This is a genomic window from Enterobacter cloacae complex sp. ECL411 (assembly GCF_021869665.1).
Taxonomy (GTDB): Bacteria; Pseudomonadota; Gammaproteobacteria; order Enterobacterales; family Enterobacteriaceae; genus Enterobacter; species Enterobacter intestinihominis.
In genome coordinates this window covers 1831319-1851444 of record NZ_CP091486.1, presented here as the reverse complement: position 1 = coordinate 1851444, position 20126 = coordinate 1831319, and the positions used below count along the sequence as shown (strand labels likewise).

19 protein-coding genes are annotated in these 20126 nt (G+C 56.3%); 10 read left to right on the top strand and 9 right to left on the bottom strand.

Annotated features, from left to right (window positions below; translation table 11 throughout):
- The first annotated feature begins 71 nt into the window (after positions 1-71).
- Entirely contained in the window at positions 72-1379 is a 1308-nt protein-coding gene (locus L3069_RS08890) for a rhodanese-like domain-containing protein (RefSeq protein ID WP_038417022.1), read from the top strand.
- Here L3069_RS08890 and L3069_RS08885 read toward each other — a convergent pair.
- Positions 1376-1993, bottom strand: a complete 618-nt coding sequence (locus L3069_RS08885) for a CDP-alcohol phosphatidyltransferase family protein (protein ID WP_038415880.1) — start codon at positions 1991-1993, stop codon at positions 1376-1378. The two genes, L3069_RS08890 and L3069_RS08885, sit on opposite strands and share 4 nt — an antisense overlap.
- Complete coding sequence (locus L3069_RS08880) at positions 1983-2555, bottom strand: carboxymuconolactone decarboxylase family protein (protein WP_038415879.1); 573 nt, start codon at positions 2553-2555, stop codon at positions 1983-1985. The genes L3069_RS08885 and L3069_RS08880 overlap by 11 nt, the downstream gene beginning before the upstream one ends.
- Before the next feature lie 75 nt (positions 2556-2630).
- Between L3069_RS08880 and L3069_RS08875 the strand changes: the two genes are divergently transcribed.
- Positions 2631-3047, top strand: a complete 417-nt coding sequence (locus L3069_RS08875) for a pyrimidine (deoxy)nucleoside triphosphate diphosphatase (RefSeq protein WP_038415878.1) — start codon at positions 2631-2633, stop codon at positions 3045-3047.
- Here the strand turns inward: L3069_RS08875 and L3069_RS08870 are convergent.
- On the bottom strand, positions 3007-3279 hold the full coding sequence (locus L3069_RS08870; RefSeq protein ID WP_038415876.1) for a YnjH family protein: 273 nt from the start codon (positions 3277-3279) through the stop codon (positions 3007-3009). The genes L3069_RS08875 and L3069_RS08870 overlap by 41 nt on opposite strands.
- 225 nt (positions 3280-3504) lie before the next feature.
- On the opposite strand from L3069_RS08870, the gene gdhA reads away from it, so the two are divergent.
- The gene (gene gdhA / locus L3069_RS08865) at positions 3505-4848 is read left to right on the top strand and encodes an NADP-specific glutamate dehydrogenase (RefSeq protein WP_022647798.1); all 1344 of its coding nucleotides are present in this window, start codon (positions 3505-3507) and stop codon (positions 4846-4848) included.
- Positions 4849-4962: 114 nt separating this feature from the next.
- On the opposite strand, the gene L3069_RS08860 is transcribed toward gdhA, so the two are convergent.
- The 3 genes from L3069_RS08860 to L3069_RS08850 form a co-directional block, all read right to left on the bottom strand.
- The gene (locus tag L3069_RS08860) at positions 4963-6885 is read right to left on the bottom strand and encodes a DNA topoisomerase III (protein ID WP_038415875.1); all 1923 of its coding nucleotides are present in this window, start codon (positions 6883-6885) and stop codon (positions 4963-4965) included.
- Positions 6886-6889: 4 nt separating this feature from the next.
- The gene (gene selD, locus L3069_RS08855; protein ID WP_038415874.1) at positions 6890-7933 is read right to left on the bottom strand and encodes a selenide, water dikinase SelD; all 1044 of its coding nucleotides are present in this window, start codon (positions 7931-7933) and stop codon (positions 6890-6892) included.
- 116 nt (positions 7934-8049) lie between these two features.
- Positions 8050-8601, bottom strand: a complete 552-nt coding sequence (locus tag L3069_RS08850) for an NAD(P)H nitroreductase (RefSeq protein WP_038415873.1) — start codon at positions 8599-8601, stop codon at positions 8050-8052.
- Between the two features lie 167 nt (positions 8602-8768).
- Here L3069_RS08850 and sppA point away from each other — a divergent pair, with 167 nt between their 5' ends.
- From sppA to L3069_RS08830, 4 genes are all read left to right on the top strand, one after another.
- Positions 8769-10625, top strand: a complete 1857-nt coding sequence (gene sppA, locus L3069_RS08845) for a signal peptide peptidase SppA (protein WP_063135999.1) — start codon at positions 8769-8771, stop codon at positions 10623-10625.
- Between the two features lie 62 nt (positions 10626-10687).
- A complete protein-coding gene (gene ansA, locus L3069_RS08840; protein WP_023305945.1) occupies positions 10688-11704 on the top strand; it encodes an asparaginase in 1017 nt (338 codons plus the stop codon).
- Positions 11705-11713: 9 nt separating this feature from the next.
- Positions 11714-12355, top strand: a complete 642-nt coding sequence (gene pncA / locus L3069_RS08835; RefSeq protein WP_023305944.1) for a bifunctional nicotinamidase/pyrazinamidase — start codon at positions 11714-11716, stop codon at positions 12353-12355.
- 223 nt (positions 12356-12578) lie between these two features.
- A complete protein-coding gene (locus tag L3069_RS08830) occupies positions 12579-13832 on the top strand; it encodes a glycoside hydrolase family 18 protein (protein WP_022647792.1) in 1254 nt (417 codons plus the stop codon).
- Between the two features lie 51 nt (positions 13833-13883).
- On the opposite strand, the gene L3069_RS08825 is transcribed toward L3069_RS08830, so the two are convergent.
- Positions 13884-14156, bottom strand: coding sequence for a YeaC family protein (locus L3069_RS08825; RefSeq protein ID WP_022647791.1), 273 nt, complete (start codon positions 14154-14156; stop codon positions 13884-13886).
- Between the two features lie 41 nt (positions 14157-14197).
- Entirely contained in the window at positions 14198-14611 is a 414-nt protein-coding gene (gene msrB / locus L3069_RS08820; protein WP_022647790.1) for a peptide-methionine (R)-S-oxide reductase MsrB, read from the bottom strand.
- 341 nt (positions 14612-14952) lie between these two features.
- Here msrB and gapA point away from each other — a divergent pair, with 341 nt between their 5' ends.
- Both gapA and L3069_RS08810 read left to right on the top strand, forming a co-directional pair.
- Entirely contained in the window at positions 14953-15948 is a 996-nt protein-coding gene (gapA, locus tag L3069_RS08815; RefSeq protein ID WP_006809136.1) for a glyceraldehyde-3-phosphate dehydrogenase, read from the top strand.
- Between the two features lie 74 nt (positions 15949-16022).
- Positions 16023-16907 carry a D-hexose-6-phosphate mutarotase gene (locus L3069_RS08810; RefSeq protein ID WP_022647789.1) on the top strand — a complete coding sequence of 295 codons (885 nt, stop codon included), beginning with the start codon at positions 16023-16025 and terminating at the stop codon, positions 16905-16907.
- 66 nt (positions 16908-16973) lie between these two features.
- Here the strand turns inward: L3069_RS08810 and L3069_RS08805 are convergent, their stop codons facing one another.
- A complete protein-coding gene (locus L3069_RS08805) occupies positions 16974-17720 on the bottom strand; it encodes a MipA/OmpV family protein (protein WP_032676322.1) in 747 nt (248 codons plus the stop codon).
- Between the two features lie 432 nt (positions 17721-18152).
- Here L3069_RS08805 and yeaG point away from each other — a divergent pair, with 432 nt between their 5' ends.
- Entirely contained in the window at positions 18153-20087 is a 1935-nt protein-coding gene (gene yeaG, locus L3069_RS08800) for a protein kinase YeaG (protein ID WP_126509685.1), read from the top strand.
- Positions 20088-20126: the final 39 nt, after the last annotated feature.

The window sequence follows — 20126 nt, the reverse complement described above, 5'->3', positions numbered from 1 at the left end:
TGCTAACGCAATGTTTTTGGCTTCAGGAGAGACGACAATGCCACCCTCTTTTAATGACGTCAGGTTTTTCGATGAAACGTGTTTCTCAACTGACCGCGCTGGCTCTGATCTGCGGCCTCGCCTCACTCTCCTCCATGGCGGCTGATATGCCCCACTCCCTCACGCTGGACCAGCTCCAGGCGCAAAACGGCGCGGTAATTGATACGCGCATCAGTGCGTTCTATAACGGCTGGCCGCAGGCGCTGCGCGGAACGTCCGGGCATGAACCCGCCGCGCTTAATCTCTCTGCAGGCTGGCTTGGGGCAATGAGCGATGAACAGCTCAGCGGCTGGGCAAAACAGCATCGGCTTACGCCTGACATGCCGATTGCGCTCTATGGCAATGATGATGACAACCAGACCGTCAAAACGCGGCTGGAAAAAGCGGGTTTTACCCACGTTTCCATCCTGAGCGATGCCCTGCAACAATCCGACCGTTTGCAACGTCTGGCACATTTTAAACAGCTGGTTTATCCGCAGTGGATCCACCTGTTGCAGCAGGACAAACCCGTTACCGCCGCACCAGCCGGAGAGTGGAAGGTGATCGAGGCTGGCTGGGGTGCGCCGAAGCTTTATCTCCTGAGCCACATTCCCGGCGCGGGCTACATCGACACCAATGAAGTGGAAAGCGAACCGCTGTGGAATAAGGTCGCTGACGAAAAGTTGAAAGCGATGCTGGCGAAGCACGGGATCCGTCACGATACCACCGTCATTCTGTACGGTCGCGACGTATATGCCGCCGCGCGAGTGGCGCAGATCATGCTCTACGCGGGCGTGAAGGATGTGCGTATTCTGGACGGCGGCTGGAAGGCATGGTCAGACGCCAGCCTGCCCGTTGAGCGCGGAACGCCTGAGAACGTGAAGCCAGCCCCTGATTTTGGCGCGCCGATCCCGGGCCAGCCCCGGCTGATGGTGGATATGGAACAGGCCCGGGGAATGCTGCACCGTCAGGATGCATCCCTGGTGAGCATTCGTTCCTGGCCAGAGTTTATCGGTGAAACCAGCGGCTACAGTTATATCAAGCCAAAAGGTGACATTGCCGGTGCGCGCTGGGGCCATGCGGGTAGCGACGCGACCCACATGGAAGATTTCCACAATCCGGATGGCACCATGCGCAGCGCCGATGATATTGCCGCCATGTGGAAGACGTGGAATATCCTGCCGGAGCAGCACGTTGCGTTTTACTGCGGCACCGGCTGGCGCGCGTCTGAAGCCTTCATGTACGCCCGCGCCATGGGCTGGCAAAACGTTGCCGTCTACGACGGCGGCTGGTACGAATGGAGCAGCCATCCGCAGAACCCGGTCTCCACCGGGGAGCGTGGACCGGAGAGCGCACGCTAGCGGGGGAGTGACTTCAGCGTCACGTAACCGCTCCAGATGCGCGTTGTGGTGGTCAGCCAGCACAACGCGCCAAACGCCCAGGCGAACAGCGTGAAGTGTGCCGGAAACAGGCAGCACAGCACAAACAGCGCGATGGTCTCCGTTCCTTCCGTTAATCCTCCAATGTAATAAAGCGACTTGTGCGCGTAGCCGGGGTTGTCGATATTATGCTTCCCCGCCAGCGCGGCAAAGGCCAGGAAACTGCTGCCCGTCCCCATAAACGCGAACAGCAGCCAGGCGGCGGCGATCGCATTGTCAGCCGGAGCGGCCAGCGCGAAGCCAAACGGTACCAGCGCGTAAAACAGGAAGTCGAGGGCGATATCAAGAAATCCTCCCGCGTCCGTCAGGCCACGGCGACGCGCCAGCGCACCGTCCAGACCATCCAGCAGCCGGTTCAGCACAATGGCGACCAGCGCTGGCAGATACCAGCCCAGCGCCAGAAACGGTAACGCCAGTACGCCAATCGCAAACCCGGTGAGCGTTAACCCATCAGGCGTAATAAACGGTTTATCCAGCGCGGCGGCCAGCTGATTTAACCCGGGCTTCAGCCGTGGATGCAGATGTTTATCCAGCATGCGGTTCACCTTTAAACGTGGCACACAGGCCCTGAGCCGGGATATCCAGCGCGGCGTTAAAGCGGGCGGAAAGGTTCTGAAAGGCAATCAGAGCCGTCATTTCGGTGATAGTCTCTTCGCTAAAGTGGCGCTTCAGCTGGTTTTTGATATTTTCATCCACCTGAGGCGGCGTGGCGGTGACCGCTTCCGCATAGGCCAGCGCCGCGCGCTCCTCTTCGCTGAACAGGGTGGAATTTTGCCAGTCGTTGACGGCCTGCACTTTATCCAGCGCCCCGCTCCGCTCGGCCAGACGCAGGCTGTTGGCATCAATACAAAATGCGCAGTGGCAGATCTGCGAGACCCGCGTCATTAGTAACGAACGCAGAACCGGCGTCAAACGCGCCTTGCGCCGCTCCAGATAGCCGACAAATAGCGCTACCAGCCAGAAAAGACGCGGCATACGCCCCCACCAGCGCGTGGGGTTCAGCACCGCGCCGAAGTGTTTTTTCTGCATGGCAGCAATGGGCTTGAGGCTGACGGGAAGGGTTTCCATGGGCGCAACCCAGGCGGCTGTCTCTTTCACCTGATTCTCCTGATGACTGGACTCTTTGGCAGGGCACGATAATATGTCGTTTTTCGCTATTAATTATTGACGAACATGCTGAAAACACTCGATGTTGTTGCGGCCATCCTCGAAAAAGAGGGCAAGATCTTGCTGGCGCAGCGTCCCGAACATGCCGATCAGCCAGGAATGTGGGAATTTGCGGGCGGGAAGGTTGAAGCCGGTGAGACCCAGCAGGAAGCGCTGATCCGCGAACTACGCGAAGAGCTCGGCATTGAAGCCGTGCCCGCGCGGTATGTGGCAAGCCACCAGCGGGAAGTGTCGCTGCGGCTGATCCACCTCCACGCCTGGCACGTGCCGGAATTTAGCGGCGAGCTGAAGGCGCACTACCACTCGGCGCTGGTGTGGTGCACGCCAGAAGACGCGTTCACGTATGATTTAGCCCCGGCGGATATACCGCTCCTGGAAGCGTTTATTCTTTTACGCGACGCCAGACCAGCGGGTTTGTACTGAGGGTGCGCTCATCATGCTGGCACTGCAACAGCACGCCATCCGCCCTGACCACTGCGCCTTCGGAATAGTTTTGATCCTGATAGATACAGCACTGATTACACGGCTGCGCACGCTGTCCGCCAGCGCTAAAAACCTCTGGCGGCACGTTAACTTCGACATCCGGGCGAATGCGATCAGCCTGTGCCCCGGCGGACACCATCAAACATAACGCGGCCATTGCGAAACGGTTCATATACTTAATTTCCTTTGCATCGTTTATATCTATAACGGTAGATCCTGACGGGATCTTTAATTTATCTCGTCATCGCTTTTGGTTATGACGCGCGCCTTGTCATTAATTTCCCTTTCGGCCTAAATTTCTGCTTGCCTCTCAAAGCGGTGCGGGTGGTATAGTCAAAAAAACGACACAAAACATCTCCGCCACACGCATAAGTTATTATAAGAGGTTCTTATATCTATGGATCAGACACGCTCTCTGGAAAGCTTTCTTGCCCATGTTCAGCAGCGCGACCCGCACCAAAGCGAGTTTGCCCAGGCCGTTCGTGAAGTCATGACCACCCTGTGGCCCTTCCTTGAGGAAAATCCGCGCTACCGCCAGATGGCGCTGCTTGAACGTCTGGTGGAGCCAGAGCGCGTCATCCAGTTCCGCGTGGCGTGGGTGGACGATCGCAATCAGGTACAGGTCAACCGCGCGTGGCGCGTGCAGTTTAACTCCGCCATTGGGCCGTTTAAGGGCGGGATGCGCTTCCATCCCTCGGTGAACCTGTCGATTCTGAAATTCCTCGGCTTCGAGCAGACCTTTAAAAATGCGCTCACTACCCTGCCGATGGGCGGCGGTAAAGGCGGGAGTGATTTCGATCCGAAAGGCAAGAGCGAAGGCGAAGTGATGCGCTTCTGCCAGGCGCTGGTCACTGAGCTCTATCGCCACCTTGGGCCGGACACCGACGTTCCTGCCGGGGATATCGGCGTGGGTGGTCGTGAAGTGGGCTTTATGGCCGGGATGATGAAAAAGCTCTCCAACAACAGCGCATGCGTCTTTACCGGCAAAGGTCTGTCGTTTGGCGGCAGCCTGATTCGTCCGGAAGCGACGGGTTACGGTCTGGTCTATTTCACTGAAGCGATGCTTAAGCGTCACGGGCTGAGCTTCGAGGGGATGCGCGTGGCGGTCTCCGGCTCCGGCAACGTGGCGCAGTACGCTATCGAGAAAGCGATGGAGTTTGGCGCGCGCGTAGTGACCGCCTCCGACTCCAGCGGCACCGTGGTGGATGAAGCTGGCTTCACAGCAGAAAAACTGGCGCGTCTGTGCGAAATCAAAGCCAGCCGTGACGGCCGCGTGGCGGATTATGCCCGAGAGTTTGGCCTGACCTATCTGGAAGGTAAACAGCCGTGGGGAGTGCCGGTGGATATCGCCCTGCCGTGCGCGACGCAAAACGAGCTGGACGTGGATGCCGCCCGGACGCTGATTAGCAATGGCGTGAAGGCGGTAGCGGAAGGGGCAAATATGCCCACCACCATTGAAGCGACCGATCTGTTCCTGGACGCGGGCGTACTCTTTGCGCCAGGCAAGGCGGCGAACGCGGGCGGGGTGGCAACATCCGGTCTGGAAATGGCACAAAACGCCGCGAGAATGGGCTGGAAGGCGGAGAAAGTGGATGCCCGTCTGCACCACATTATGCTTGATATTCACCATGCCTGCGTGGAGTACGGCGGTGAGGCTTCACAGACCAACTACGTGCGCGGCGCCAATATCGCCGGGTTCGTGAAGGTGGCCGATGCGATGATCGGGCAGGGTGTGATTTAGTTTCGCTGCATTCTCGCCCTTGCAGGCCCGGTAAGCGTTAGCGCCACCGGGCTTTTTTCAGGCCGCAGAGCTGCTTTTTGCCGGGTGGCGGCTTCGCCTTACCCGGCCTACGGTTTAAGCGGTGGTATTTTTGGCTGCGCTTTTTTTCTTTTTGAACGGTTTCTTCGCCCCGCCACCCGGGGCAACCATCCCCCGGAATCGCTTCACTGGCGTGCTGCGCGCCTGATCAATCAACTGATAAAGCGTCCCCACCAGCGGCTGCATAAAGTCCTGGTAACGGCACTGCTTTTCGCTGATCTGCGTCAGCACCGACTCCCAGTGCGCGGTCATGTCCGGTCTGGCGGCCAGCTCTGGCAAGGAGTGAATCAGTGCCCGGCCCGGCTCTGTCGAATGGATATAGCGCCCTTTTTTCTCGAGAAAACCACGCTTAAACAGCAACTCGATAATCCCCGCGCGGGTTGCTTCCGTACCCAGACCGTCGGTGGCGCGGAGGATCTTCTTCAGATCTTTATCCTGCACAAAACGGGCGATCCCGGTCATGGCCGAAAGCAGCGTCGCATCGGTGAAGTGGCGCGGCGGCTGGGTCTGACGTTCAACCACTTCGCCTTTTTCGCACAGCAGTACATCGCCTTTGGCTACGACCGGCAGCGGCGTGCCGTCGTTCTCTTCGTCACGCTCTTTATTGCCGAGCAGCGTGCGCCAGCCCGCTTCCGCGAGGAAACGCGCTTTGGCGATAAATTTGCCTTTGGCAATTTCCAGCTCAATAACGCACTTGCGGAAAACCGCGTCCGGGCAGAACTGCATCAGATACTGACGCGCGATCAGGTTATAGACCTTTGCTTCGTTGTCGTTCAGGTTGACGTTGCTGGTGCGCGCCGTCGGGATTATCGCGTGGTGGGCATCGACTTTTTTATCGTCCCAGCAGCGGTTATGGGTATCCGGGTTTACCGCCGGCTGCGGCAACAGATCCGGCGCATGGACACCAATGGCATTCATCACCGAGTGGCGTCCGGCGAAGTGTTCCTCCGGCAGATAGCGGCTGTCCGAACGCGGATAGGTGATCAGCTTGTGGGTTTCATAGAGCTTCTGGCAGATATCGAGCACGTTCTGCGCGCTCAGGCCAAACTTTTTCGCGGCCTCGATCTGCAACGCCGAAAGGGAGAACGGCAGCGGTGCGGGCTCTGATTCCCGTTTGTCGTTATAGCTGGTAACGATCGCGGGCTGGCCGGTAATGCGGTTAACCACGTGCTCCGCCAGCGGACGATGCAGCAGCCGCCCCTCTTCGTCCTGATATGACTCACAGGCATCGCTCGGCTGCCAGACGGCGGTAAAGCGTTCGTCTTTCGGCGTGACGATATGCGCTTTGACTTCGAAGAAGTCTTTGGCGACGAAATTTTCGATCTCTTCATCGCGACGCACCACCAGCCCCAGCACCGGGGTTTGAACACGCCCAACAGAGAGTACGCCCTGATAGCCCGCATTGCGTCCCAGGATGGTGTAGGCGCGGGTCATGTTGATCCCGTACAGCCAGTCGGCACGCGCACGCGCCAGCGCGGAGACACACAGGGGAATAAATTCGCTGTTGGCGCGCAGGCGCGAAATCGCGCGCTCCACCGCCTGCGGGTTGAGGTCGTTAATTAAACAGCGCTGCACCTGCTGGCGCTTTTCCGGTGCCAGCTCCAGGTAGTCGAGCACTTCGTCGACAAGCAGTTGCCCTTCCCTGTCCGGGTCACCCGCGTGGACCACTTCCGTCGCCTCATGCAGGAAGCGCTTAATGACGTTGAGCTGTTTGGTGACGGAAGGACGCGGTTGCAGACGCCACTTTTCCGGCACGATCGGCAGATCGTTGAGGTTCCAGCGGGCGTAGCGGCTGTCGTAGACATCCGGCTGCGCCTGTTCAAGCAGGTGACCGATACACCAGGTGACCACCTGCCCGTTACCGCATTCGATAAAGCCATCACCTTTGCGATGCGGCTTGGGCAGCACGTCGGCGATGGCTCGCGCCAGACTCGGCTTTTCGGCAATAAACAACCGCATCGAATTAACGGATCTCAATCATCGGGCGGCCACCGCGGGCGGTCACCAGCTCGCCAATGGCCGTCAGGGTGATGCCAAACTCGGCCGCCGTTGCCTGAACGTCAGCTTCTGCTTCCGGCGTCACCGCCAGCAGCAGGCCGCCGGAGGTTTGCGGATCGCACAGCAGATTGCGCCACGCTTCCGGCATTTCGCCCATTAAATGGCCGTAGCTGGCGAAGTTGCGCTGCGTCCCGCCCGGAACGGCGCCCTGAGCAATGTACTCTTCCACGCCCGGCAGCTTCGGCACATCCTGATACCAGACCTGCGCCTGCACGCCCGCGCCCTGACAGACTTCAGAGAGGTGTCCCAGCAGACCAAAGCCGGTCACGTCGGTCATGGCCTTCACGCCGTCGATACTGGCGAATGCCGCACCGGCAAGGTTCATCTGGCACATCACTGCCGTTGCCAGACCAATATGCTCGGGCTTCAGCAGGGATTTTTTCTCGGCGGTTGTCAGTACGCCAATGCCCAGCGGCTTGGTGAGGAACAGCTTGCAGCCCGCCTGCGCGGTGCTGTTGCGCTTCACGCGTTCGGTCGGCACCACGCCGGTGACGGCCAGGCCGAAGATCGGCTCCGGCGCATCGATAGAGTGACCACCGGCCAGGGCAATACCCGCCTGCTGGCAGGCAAAGCGTCCGCCTTCGATGACATCGCGGGCAATCTCCGGCGGGAGGGTGTTAATCGGCCAGCCCAGAATGGCGATCGCCATAATCGGCTTACCGCCCATCGCGAAGATATCGCTGATGGCGTTGGTGGCCGCAATGCGTCCGAAGTCGAACGGGTTGTCGACAATCGGCATAAAGAAGTCAGTGGTGCTGATAATGCTGGTGCCGTTACCTAAGTCATAAACCGCTGCATCGTCACGCGTTTCGTTACCGACAAGCAGGTTCGGGTCGACAAACTTCGCCTGTTCACTGTGCAGGATGGTCTCCAGCACTTTCGGGGAAATTTTACAACCGCAACCGGCTCCGTGGCTGTATTGCGTTAAACGAATGGTTTGCTCGCTCATGGACGTCTCCTGTCATCTCAATCGCGCTATGGTAGCGCTCATTCCATAAAGAGGTAAGTATGACTGTCTGAATTCTGCGGCGGATGCTCAGAATCCAGACAGTTTAGCGCGTGTAATTAAAAACGGCTGACGAAAGGCGTGGTGTCCGGCACGCTAATGGTGCTGGAGGCTTTAAGCTGCGGGGTGCCGAGATAGAGGAAGCCGACAATTTTATCGTGTTCACCGCAGGAGAAGCCTTCCCGCACGGCGGCGCTCTCGGTCAGCGGCCCGGTACGCCAGATGCCGTTAAAGCCCTGCGCGACGGCGGCCATCTGCATTGCCATTACCGCGCAACCGGCAGACATCTCCTGCTCCCAGACCGGCACTTTATGGTCGGCCTGGCATTTTGCGACTACCGCGATGATCATCGGCGCACGGAACGGCGCGTTGCGGACTTTATCAATCCCCTTCTCATCCTGGCCTGCGGCAACCGCCCCCTGCTCCAGCAGCTGGCTGAAGCGGTCGCGCCCTTCGCCTTCAATAATAAAGAAGTGCCACGGCTGCAATGTGCCATGGTCCGGCGCACGCATTCCGGCACGCAGAATGTTTTCCAGCTGCTCGCCGACGGGGGCCGGGTCGGCCAGGCGGGAAGCGCTACGACGGTTAACAAGCAGTTCAAGTGCGTCCATTGGTTAACTCCTTTCGTGAAATTTACTCACAAAATTAACACGACAGCAGAATTTGTTACAGCGTGGCAGGCGATTCCTGCTGACAAGTGGCGGTTGGGTCATTACGATAACCGCACATTACCGTCCTGTGGCGACGGAAACAGTCCTTTTCTGGTTAGGGAGAATACATGCGAACCCTTTGGCGAATCTTTGCCGGTTTCTTTAAATGGACGTGGCGACTGCTCAACTTCGTCCGTAACCTGGTGATGAATATCTTTTTCATCTTCCTGGTCCTGGTATGCGCAGGTATCTGGATGCATCTCAGCAGCGCCAGCCAGGCGCAGAATTCGACGCGCGGCGCACTGCTCCTCGATATCACCGGTGTGATTGTTGATAAGCCATCGACCAGCAATCGTCTGGGCGTGATTGGCCGCCAGCTGTTCGGCGCGACTTCAGACCGCCTGCAGGAAAACTCCCTGTTTGATATCGTCGACACGATCCGTCAGGCCAAAGACGATCGCAACATTACCGGTATCGTGCTGGATCTGAAAGATTTTGCCGGAGCCGATCAGCCTTCGATGCAGTACATCGGGAAAGCGCTGCGGGAATTCCGCGACAGCGGTAAACCGGTCATTGCCGTCGGCGACAGCTACACCCAGGGGCAATATTATCTGGCGAGCTTTGCTAACAAAATCTGGCTCTCTCCGCAGGGCACGGTCGATCTGCATGGCTTCGCCACAAATGGTCTGTACTACAAATCGCTGCTCGACAAGCTGAAGGTCACTACCCACGTCTTCCGCGTCGGGACCTATAAATCTGCCGTGGAGCCGTTTATCCGTGATGATATGTCCCCTGCCGCCCGTGAAGCGGACAGCCGCTGGATTGGCGAGCTGTGGCAGAACTATCTCGGCACCATTGCCGCTAACCGTCAAATGACCGCTGAGCAGGTCTTCCCGGGCGCGCGCGGTGTGCTGGAGGGCCTGCGCAAAGTGGACGGCGATACAGCGAAATACGCGCTTGATAACAAACTGGTCGATCGGCTGGGTTCCAGCGCTGAAATCGAAAAAGCGCTGACCAAACAGTTCGGCTGGAGTAAAGAGGACAAGAACTACAGCGCCATCAGCATGTATGACTACGCCGCGAAAAAGCCGGATGACAGCGGTGACAGCATCGCCGTGGTGTTTGCTAACGGGGCCATTATGGACGGTGAAGAAACGCCGGGGAACGTCGGCGGGGACACCACCGCGTCGCAGATCCGCGATGCGCGTCTGGATCCGAAAGTGAAGGCGATTGTCCTGCGGGTGAACAGCCCTGGCGGCAGCGTAAGCGCCTCCGAGGTGATCCGTGCTGAGCTGGCCGCCGCGCGTGCCGCGGGCAAGCCGGTCGTGGTCTCGATGGGGGGCATGGCGGCTTCAGGGGGGTACTGGATCTCGACGCCAGCCAACTACATTGTGGCTAACCCAAGCACGCTGACCGGCTCGATTGGCATCTTCGGCGTGATCAACACCGTAGAGAACAGCCTGGATTATCTCGGCGTTCATACCGACGGCGTTTCCACCTCGCCGCTGGCGGATGTGTCCGTGACTAAATCTCTGCCGTCTGAGGTGTCCGAGATGATGCAGCTCAGCATTGAGAGTGGCTATAAGCGCTTCATCACGCTGGTGGCGGATTCCCGTAAAAAGACGCCAGACCAGATTGACCAGATCGCGCAGGGCCACGTCTGGACCGGCCAGGATGCGAAGAGCAACGGTCTGGTAGACAGCCTGGGTGACTTCGACGATGCCGTGAAGAAAGCGGCGGAACTGGCGAAGCTCAAGCAGTGGCACGTTGACTATTATCAGGACGAACCGACGTTCTTCGATATGGTCATGGACAGCATGTCCGGCTCCGTCCGCGCCATGCTGCCGGAAGCGCTTCAGGCGTATCTGCCGGCGCCGGTGGCGACGGCGGCTAAAGCCATGAAAGCGGAGAGCGATAAGCTCGCGACTTTCAACGATCCGCAAAGCCGTTACGCGTTTTGCCTGACCTGTGCGAACGTGCGTTAAAAACCGTCCCCTCTTCCCGTTAAGAGGGGATTTTTTCTTTTGAAGAACAAGAACTCATTACCATGCAGAAGAAATCAATATATGTCGCCTATACCGGCGGTACCATCGGTATGCAGCGCTCAGAAAATGGCTATATTCCGGTTTCTGGCCATTTGCAGCGCCAGCTGGCGCTGATGCCTGAATTCCACCGTCCGGAAATGCCGGACTTTACCATCCACGAATATGAGCCGCTGATGGACTCCTCCGACATGACGCCGGAAGACTGGCAGCATATTGCGGACGATATTAAAGCCCATTACGACCAGTACGACGGCTTCGTGATCCTGCACGGCACCGACACCATGGCGTTCACCGCCTCGGCGCTCTCCTTCATGCTGGAGAACCTGGGCAAGCCCGTCATCGTGACCGGTTCGCAGATCCCGCTGGCGGAACTGCGTTCAGACGGGCAGATCAACCTGCTTAACTCCCTGTACGTGGCCGCTAATTACCCGATCAACGAGGTAACGCTGTTCTTCAACAACCGACTGTACCGCGGGAACCGTACCACTAAAGCGCACGCTGACGGCTTTGACGCGTTTGCCTCACCTAACCTGCAACCGCTGCTGGAAGCGGGGATCCATATCCGTCGTCTGGGCACGCCGCCCGCGCCAAATACTGCAGGCGAGCTGATCGTTCACCCGATCACCCCGCAGCCGATTGGCGTGGTGACGATTTATCCGGGTATTTCCGCCGACGTGGTGCGCAACTTCCTGCGCCAGCCGGTGAAGGCGCTGATCCTGCGCTCCTATGGTGTGGGTAACGCCCCGCAGAACGGTGAGTTCCTGAAAGAGCTTCAGGAGGCGAGCGATCGCGGGATTGTGGTGGTGAACCTCACTCAGTGTATGTCCGGTAAGGTCAATATGGGCGGCTACGCCACCGGCAACGCCCTGGCGCACGCTGGCGTGATCAGTGGTTTCGATATGACCGTTGAGGCAACGCTGACTAAACTTCACTATTTATTGAGTCAGGATCTGGATATTGATTCCATTCGCCGCGCCATGATGCAAAACCTGCGCGGTGAACTGACGCCGGACGAATAAGGAGTTCCCATGAAGCAACGCGCCCTGTTACTGGTCGATTTGCAAAATGATTTCTGTGCGGGCGGTGCGCTGGCCGTCGCGGAAGGCGACAGCACCGTCGACGTCGCGAATTCGCTGATTGAGTGGTGTAAGGCTCGTGATGAAGCGGTGGTGGCGAGTCAGGACTGGCATCCGGCAAACCACGGCAGCTTTGCCAGCCAGCACAACGTTGAGCCTTACAGCCAGGGCGAACTGGACGGACTGGCGCAAACCTTCTGGCCCGATCACTGCGTGCAGCAGACGGAAGGCGCTGAGCTGCATCCGCTGCTGAACCAGAAAGCCATCGACGCGGTGTTCCACAAAGGTGAAAACCCAACCATCGACAGCTACAGCGCATTCTTCGATAACGGTCACCGCCAGAAGACGGCGCTGGACGCATGGTTACGCCATCATGAGATCACCGAGCTGATTGTGCTGGGCCTGGCGACGGATTATTGCGTGAAGTTCACCGTGCTGGATGCGCTCCAGCTGGGCTATACCGTGAATGTCATTACCGACGGCTGTCGCGGGGTGAATATTCAGCCGCATGACAGCGCCCAGGCGTTTATGGATATGGCCGCAGAAGGCGCAACGCTGTATACGCTGGCTGACTGGATGGAGACGCAGGCGTAAGCTTTTTTAGCCGGGAGGCGGCTTCGCCTTACCCGGCCTACTTTCTCTGGTTTTGTAGGCCGGGTAAGCATCAGCGCCACCCGGCAAAACCCCTCCCCGATCTCCCATAAAGTGAACTCCCTCGCATCACAAGCGAGGCGGCGATGGTATTCTCTTCAGGCTGTTTTTTCGCCACGCCTTTTCTGTGGCGTGGTTATTTTTATTCAGTCAAAGAGGAACTTATATGAAACGTTTGCCCTTGCTGGCAGCATTACCCTTGCTTTGTGCGTCACTGGCTTCCGCCGCGCCCCTGATGTCCGTGGGCTACTTCAATGGCGGTGGCGATGTTACCGCCGGACCGGGTGGCGATATCAATAAACTCGATGTCCGCCAGATCACACACCTCAACTACTCGTTTGGTCTGGTCTATAACAACGAGAAAGACGAGACCAACCCTGCACTGAAAGATCCGGCAAAACTGCATCAAATCTGGTTATCACCCAAGGTGGCATCCGACCTGGCGTTACTTCCTCAGCTTCGTAAACAAAACCCGAATTTAAAAGTGCTGCTTTCCGTTGGCGGCTGGGGCGCACGTGGTTTTTCTGGCGCAGCGGCTACCAAAGAGAGCCGCGCGGTGTTTATTCGCTCCGCGCAGCAGATCGTCAGTCAATACGGCCTGGACGGGATCGATCTCGACTGGGAGTTCCCGGTCAACGGCGCGTGGGGACTGGTCGAGAGCACCCCAGCCGACAGGGATAATTTCACCGCGCTGTTAAAAGAGATGCGTGACGCGTTTGGTAAGAAAAAACTGGTCACGATTGCGGTGGGCGCAAATGCAGAAAGTCCGAAAAGCTGGGTGGATGTGAAGGCCATTGCCCCCCTGCTTGATTACATCAACCTGATGACCTACGACATGGCGTACGGGACGCAGTATTTTAACGCGAATCTGTATGACTCCAGCGCCTGGCCAACGGTGGCTGCCGCAGACAAATACAGCGTTGATTTTGTGGTGAATAACTATCTGGCCGCCGGCCTAAAGCCGCAGCAAATGAACCTCGGAATCGGTTTTTACGGTCGTGTACCGAAGCGCGCCGTTGAACCGGGTATCGACTGGAGTAAACCGGATGCGCAAAACAATCCGGTCACCCAGCCCTACTTCGGGCCGCAGGAACTGGGCCTGTTCAAATCGCTTGGCTATGACCTGACCAAAGATACCTACGTGAAATACAACGATATCGTCCGCAAACTGCTAAACGATCCGCAGAAACGCTTTACCGAGCACTGGGACGAACAGGCGAAGGTGCCGTGGCTGTCGGTAAAATCCGCCGACGGGAAGGCGCTGTTTGCGATCTCCTATGAGAACCCGCGTTCCGTGGCGATTAAAGCAGATTACATCAAGGAGAAAGGTCTCGCCGGGGCGATGTTCTGGGAGTATGGCGCGGATGACAACAACCAGTTAGCGAAGCAGCTGGCGGAGTCGCTTGGGATCCCGCACTAAGGTGTAGTGTGCCGGGTGGCGGCTTCGCCTTACCCGGCCTACATGGGAGATTTATTTGAAGGTTGCAATCGGCTTCGGCGTGATACCGAAGTCTTCTTTCAGTTCGCGCTTACTTTTCATCACCATCTGACCGTTAGTGTCGATGGTCATGTGCTGGGCGTTGGTATTGTGACGCGCCTGCCACAGCATCACCAGCTGCAAGCTGTTCTCTTTTTGCTCAGGTGTGAGCGCCACACCGTCCGGCCATTTTCCCAGCTCAACGGCCGTCACCAGGCGCTGATACACCTCCGGGGTCATGCCTGCAATCATGTCATCGATATTCACGTTCTCTCCCTTTCAAAGGAATAATTTGCTGAATCGTTTTTTCAACCCTTGGTCTGGTCGCCGTTTTCGTCATCGGTAAAGCTCATCGAAGCCGAATTTACGCAGAAACGCTCCCCCGTCGGCTGCGGGCCATCCGGGAAGACATGCCCGAGATGGGCGTCGCAATTCCCACAACGAATTTCGGTGCGCACCATGCCGTGCGAGGAGTCCGTCAGATAGCGGATCGCATCATCGCTGACAGGCTCGTAAAAGCTTGGCCAGCCGCAGCCAGAATCGTACTTAGTCTGGGAGTTAAACAGCGGTGCATCACACACCAGGCAATGGTAGACGCCTTCCCGTTTATTGTGCAGCAAACGCCCGGTAAACGGCGGTTCCGTGCCGTGATTTTGCGTTACGTAAAACTGCATCTCTGTAAGGTTTTTTTTCAAATCGTCGGGGTTATGTTGGTTCGACATATGCTTACATCTCGCTGTTGAAACAGACATCTTTTAACCCAGATTCTAACAAAACATTAACACCCGCGCGTGCACTTTTGATCTAAACTTATGTGTCGCGAAAAGGCGGTCAGGCAATTGTGATCAATTTCACATTTTAATCCTGCAAGGCCTTTAAAATTCCGGGCGCAGCCCCCATGTGGTTGCTAGCTCAAAGGGAAAGTGAGGCGAGTCAGTCGCACAAACGTTAGTCACAGGATTGATTTGTCGCAATGATTGACACGATTCCGCTTGACGCTGCGTAAGGTTTTTGTAATTTTACAGGCAACCTTTTATTCACTAACAAATAGCTGGTGGAATATATGACTATCAAAGTAGGTATCAACGGTTTTGGCCGTATCGGCCGTATTGTTTTCCGTGCTGCTCAGAAACGTTCTGACATCGAAATCGTTGGTATCAACGATCTCCTGGACGCTGAATACATGGCGTACATGCTGAAGTACGACTCAACTCACGGTCGTTTCGACGGCACCGTTGAAGTGAAAGACGGCCACCTGGTTGTAAACGGCAAAACCATCCGCGTTACTGCTGAGAAAGACCCAGCTAACCTGAAATGGAACGAAATCGGTGTTGACGTTGTAGCTGAAGCTACCGGTATCTTCCTGACCGACGAAACTGCACGTAAACACATCACTGCGGGTGCGAAGAAAGTTGTTCTGACTGGTCCTTCCAAAGACAACACCCCAATGTTCGTTCGCGGTGCAAACTTCGAAACTTACGCTGGCCAGGACATCGTTTCCAACGCATCCTGCACCACCAACTGCCTGGCACCGCTGGCTAAAGTTATCAACGACAACTTCGGCATCATCGAAGGTCTGATGACTACCGTTCACGCTACCACCGCTACTCAGAAAACCGTTGATGGCCCGTCTCACAAAGACTGGCGCGGCGGCCGTGGCGCGGCTCAGAACATCATCCCATCATCTACCGGTGCTGCTAAAGCAGTAGGTAAAGTACTGCCAGAACTGAATGGCAAACTGACTGGTATGGCGTTCCGCGTTCCAACTCCTAACGTATCCGTTGTTGACCTGACCGTTCGTCTGGAAAAAGCTGCTTCTTACGAAGAAATTAAGAAAGCAATTAAAGCTGCTTCCGAAGGCCCGATGAAAGGCGTTCTGGGTTACACCGAAGACGACGTTGTATCTACCGATTTCAACGGCGAAGTGTGCACTTCCGTGTTCGATGCTAAAGCAGGTATCGCACTGAACGACAACTTCGTGAAACTGGTTTCCTGGTACGACAACGAAACTGGCTACTCTAACAAAGTACTGGACCTGATCGCTCACATCTCCAAATAAGTTGAGATGAGTGCTTGATCCTAAAAGGCGACTTCGGTCGCCTTTTTTATTGTTTTTAGACAGAGGATTGCTTAATGATTAATAAAATTTTTGCACTTCCGGTAGTCGAACAACTTACCCCTGTGCTCTCCCGCCGTCAGATTGACGGCGCCGATATCATCGTCGTCGATCATCCGCGCGTTAAAGCCTCCGTAGCGCTCAATGGCGCCCACCTGCTCTCCTGGAAACCAGAAGGCGAAGAAGAAGGCCTGTGGCTGAGCGAGGCCACCTCGTTCAAAAAAGGGGCGGCGATCCGTGGCGGCGTACCGATCTGCTGGCCATGGTTTGGTCCGTCAGCGCAGCAGGGATTGCCGTCTCACGGTTTCGCCCGTAACCAGCAGTGGACGCTGAAAGCCCACAACGAAGATGATAACGGCGCGGTGTTGACCTTTGAACTTCAGGCAAATGATGAAACGCGCGCCCTGTGGCCACATGAATTCACCCTCTATGCCCGCTTCAAGCTGGGTAAAACCTGCGAGATTGAACTGGAAGCGCACGGCGAATTCGAAACAACGTCCGCCCTGCACACCTATTTCAACGTAGGCGACATTCAGGCCGTTAAGGTGAGCGGACTTGGCGATACCTTTATCGACAAAGTGGACAACGCGAAAGAAGGCAGGCTGGACGACGGCGTTCAGAGCTTCCCGGACCGTACCGACCGCGTGTATCTGCACCCGGAAGCCTGTAGCGTCATCCACGACAGCGCGTTGAACCGCGGCATTGACGTGGTTCACCACCACCATAGCAACGTGGTGGGCTGGAACCCGGGCCCTGCCCTTTCCGTCAGCATGGCAGATATCCCTGATGACGGTTACAAGACCTTCGTGTGTGTGGAAACCGCGTGCGTGACCGCCCCGCAGAAAACCAGCGAAGAAAAACCGTCCCGCTTAGGCCAAACGATCAAGATTGTGAAGCGCTAATATTTATCAGGCACCATAAAAAACAAACGGGGCGCAAGCGCCCCGTTTTAATACATCACGTTCTGGTCAGAACTTGTAGGTCACACCCACGGAGAAGATGCCGGACCAGGACTTGTCGACCATCGGACTGTCCTTCACTTCGTCGCTCAGACGGGTATAACGGCCAGTACCGTACACGTTCCAGTCACCGAGGAAGTTATACGAGGCGGTGAGTTCCAGGTACGGATCCCAGCCATCATCAGCGCTGTAGCTCTTCAGACCACTGCGGCGAGACTCAGCCTTAGACACGCCATAGTAGTAGTCATTGTAATTCTCGCTGCTGTACTGCACACCGATACCCGGCGTCAGGGTCACCGCGCCGTTGGTATAGCGATAAAGCCACGCCAGATCCCAGATGAAGCCATTGCTGTTGTCCAGGGTATCGCCCGCCAGCGCCGTGCGCAGGAAGCCATACTCGGTATTATGGACGTAAGAAAGCCCGGCCATCAGTGAGCTTCTGCGCTTGTCCAGCTGACGAAGCGCATTGCTGTCGCTGTCGCCTGGTTTAAAGTACGTTGGGTCGTAATAGGCCATGATGGAGAGCTTATCGGCCGTATCGTTCCACAGATAGTAGCCGCCGCCCAATCCACGGAACCAGAAGTTATCGCCTTCATAGGTGACAACGGGGACAGGATAAACGTCGCGGTCATACTGCTTGTACGGGCTGTTGATCACGCCAGCACCCGCGCCAACAGTCCACTGGCTCTCAGCCTGTACGGTGCTCGCTGCGGTAGCGGCAAGGATGCCCAATGCCAGAAGTTTGAGTTTGGTCACAATCCATTCTTTCCTGTAGTCAAATAATCAGCGGGTGAAGTGTAACCGCCATTCCCGTACATCCCAAAATTTTTTGCGCGCGAATCCATTTGATTAACCCGTTATTTTTCATTTTTCAGATGACATCCCGCTTTCATTTATGTGACCGATAAATGAAAAACCCCCTTTTCGCTTATAACCGCAGTGGAAATTTTTGGATGAGTTATTGATATGTCATTGAAAGTAGATTTTATCCGTATGCAAGTTTTGCAATTGCCATCTACGCTTTAATTTAAGAAGAGGTTTTGCTGAACACCCTGCGGTTCATAGCCTTCGACCTGGCACACAGGTTGCTGCTCTGGCAGTGAGGTGCGAAAGATTCTCTTCCGGGAGCCTCCACTACTCATACGAACGGCTCTTATCCTGTGCTAAAAAACGAAAGGACGGCATGCCATGAATATATTCGATCACTATCGCCAGCGCTACGAAGCTGCCAAGGACGAAGAGTTCACACTGCAGGAGTTTCTTACCATTTGTCGGCAAGATCGCAGTGCCTATGCCAATGCGGCAGAACGGCTATTGATGGCTATCGGTGAGCCAAACATGGTTGATACTGCCCTGGAGCCACGGCTTTCCCGTCTTTTTTCGAATCGGGTAGTCGCCCGATACCCGGCGTTTGAAGAGTTCTATGGTATGGAAGATGCCATTGAGCAGATCGTCTCCTACCTGAAGCATGCCGCTCAGGGGCTGGAAGAGAAGAAACAGATCCTTTACCTGCTGGGTCCCGTCGGCGGGGGTAAATCCTCCCTGGCTGAACGGCTGAAAGCGCTGATGCAGCGCGTGCCGATCTATGTGCTGAGCGCCAACGGCGAGCGCAGCCCGGTCAATGACCATCCGCTGTGCCTGTTTAATCCGCAAGAGGATGCGCAAATTCTGGAAAAAGAGTTTGGCATTCCGCATCGCTATCTCGGTACGATCATGTCGCCGTGGGCGGCAAAACGCCTGCACGAGTTTGGTGGGGACATCACCAAATTCCGCGTCGTGAAAGTGCGGCCGTCTATCCTCGAGCAGATCGCCATTGCTAAAACTGAACCCGGTGACGAGAACAACCAGGACATCTCGGCGCTGGTGGGTAAAGTCGATATCCGTAAGCTGGAACATCACGCGCAAAACGACCCGGATGCCTACGGCTATTCCGGTGCGCTATGCCGCGCCAACCAGGGGATTATGGAATTCGTCGAGATGTTTAAAGCACCGATCAAAGTGCTGCATCCGCTGCTGACCGCCACCCAGGAGGGGAACTACAACGGGACGGAAGGTATTTCCGCCCTGCCGTTTAACGGGATTATCCTCGCCCACTCGAACGAATCTGAATGGGTGACCTTCCGTAACAACAAAAACAATGAGGCGTTCCTTGACCGCGTGTACATCGTCAAAGTGCCTTATTGCCTGCGGATCTCCGAGGAGATCAAGATTTACGAAAAACTGCTCAACCACAGTGAGCTGGTCCATGCCCCTTGCGCACCGGGAACGCTGGAAACGCTCTCGCGCTTCTCGATCCTGTCGCGCCTGAAAGAGCCGGAAAACTCCAGCATCTACTCAAAAATGCGCGTGTATGACGGCGAAAGCCTGAAGGATACCGACCCGAAAGCGAAATCGTACCAGGAATACCGCGATTACGCCGGGGTCGACGAAGGGATGAACGGTTTGTCGACGCGTTTCGCGTTTAAGATCCTCTCCCGCGTCTTTAACTTCGACCACGCGGAGGTGGCCGCCAACCCGGTACATCTTTTCTACGTGCTGGAACAGCAAATTGAACGTGAACAGTTCCCACAGGAGCAGGCTGAACGCTACCTGGAGTTCCTGAAAGGCTACCTGATCCCGAAATACGCCGAGTTTATCGGCAAAGAGATCCAGACCGCCTACCTGGAATCCTATTCCGAATACGGCCAGAACATTTTCGATCGGTACGTCACCTACGCTGACTTCTGGATCCAGGATCAGGAGTACCGCGACCCGGATACCGGCCAGCTGTTTGACCGTGAATCCCTGAACGCAGAGCTGGAAAAAATTGAGAAACCGGCCGGGATCAGCAACCCGAAAGACTTCCGAAACGAGATTGTGAACTTCGTGCTGCGCGCCAGAGCGCATAACAACGGCCGCAATCCAAACTGGACCAGCTACGAAAAACTGCGCACGGTTATAGAGAAGAAAATGTTCTCTAACACGGAAGAGCTGTTGCCGGTTATCTCGTTCAACGCCAAAACCTCAACCGACGAGCAGAAAAAGCACGACGATTTTGTCGACCGTATGATGGAAAAAGGCTATACGCGCAAACAGGTCCGCCTGCTTTGTGAATGGTATCTGCGCGTGCGTAAATCGTCTTAAAACAAGTGCCCGGTAACGCGCTTACCGGGCCAACAAAAT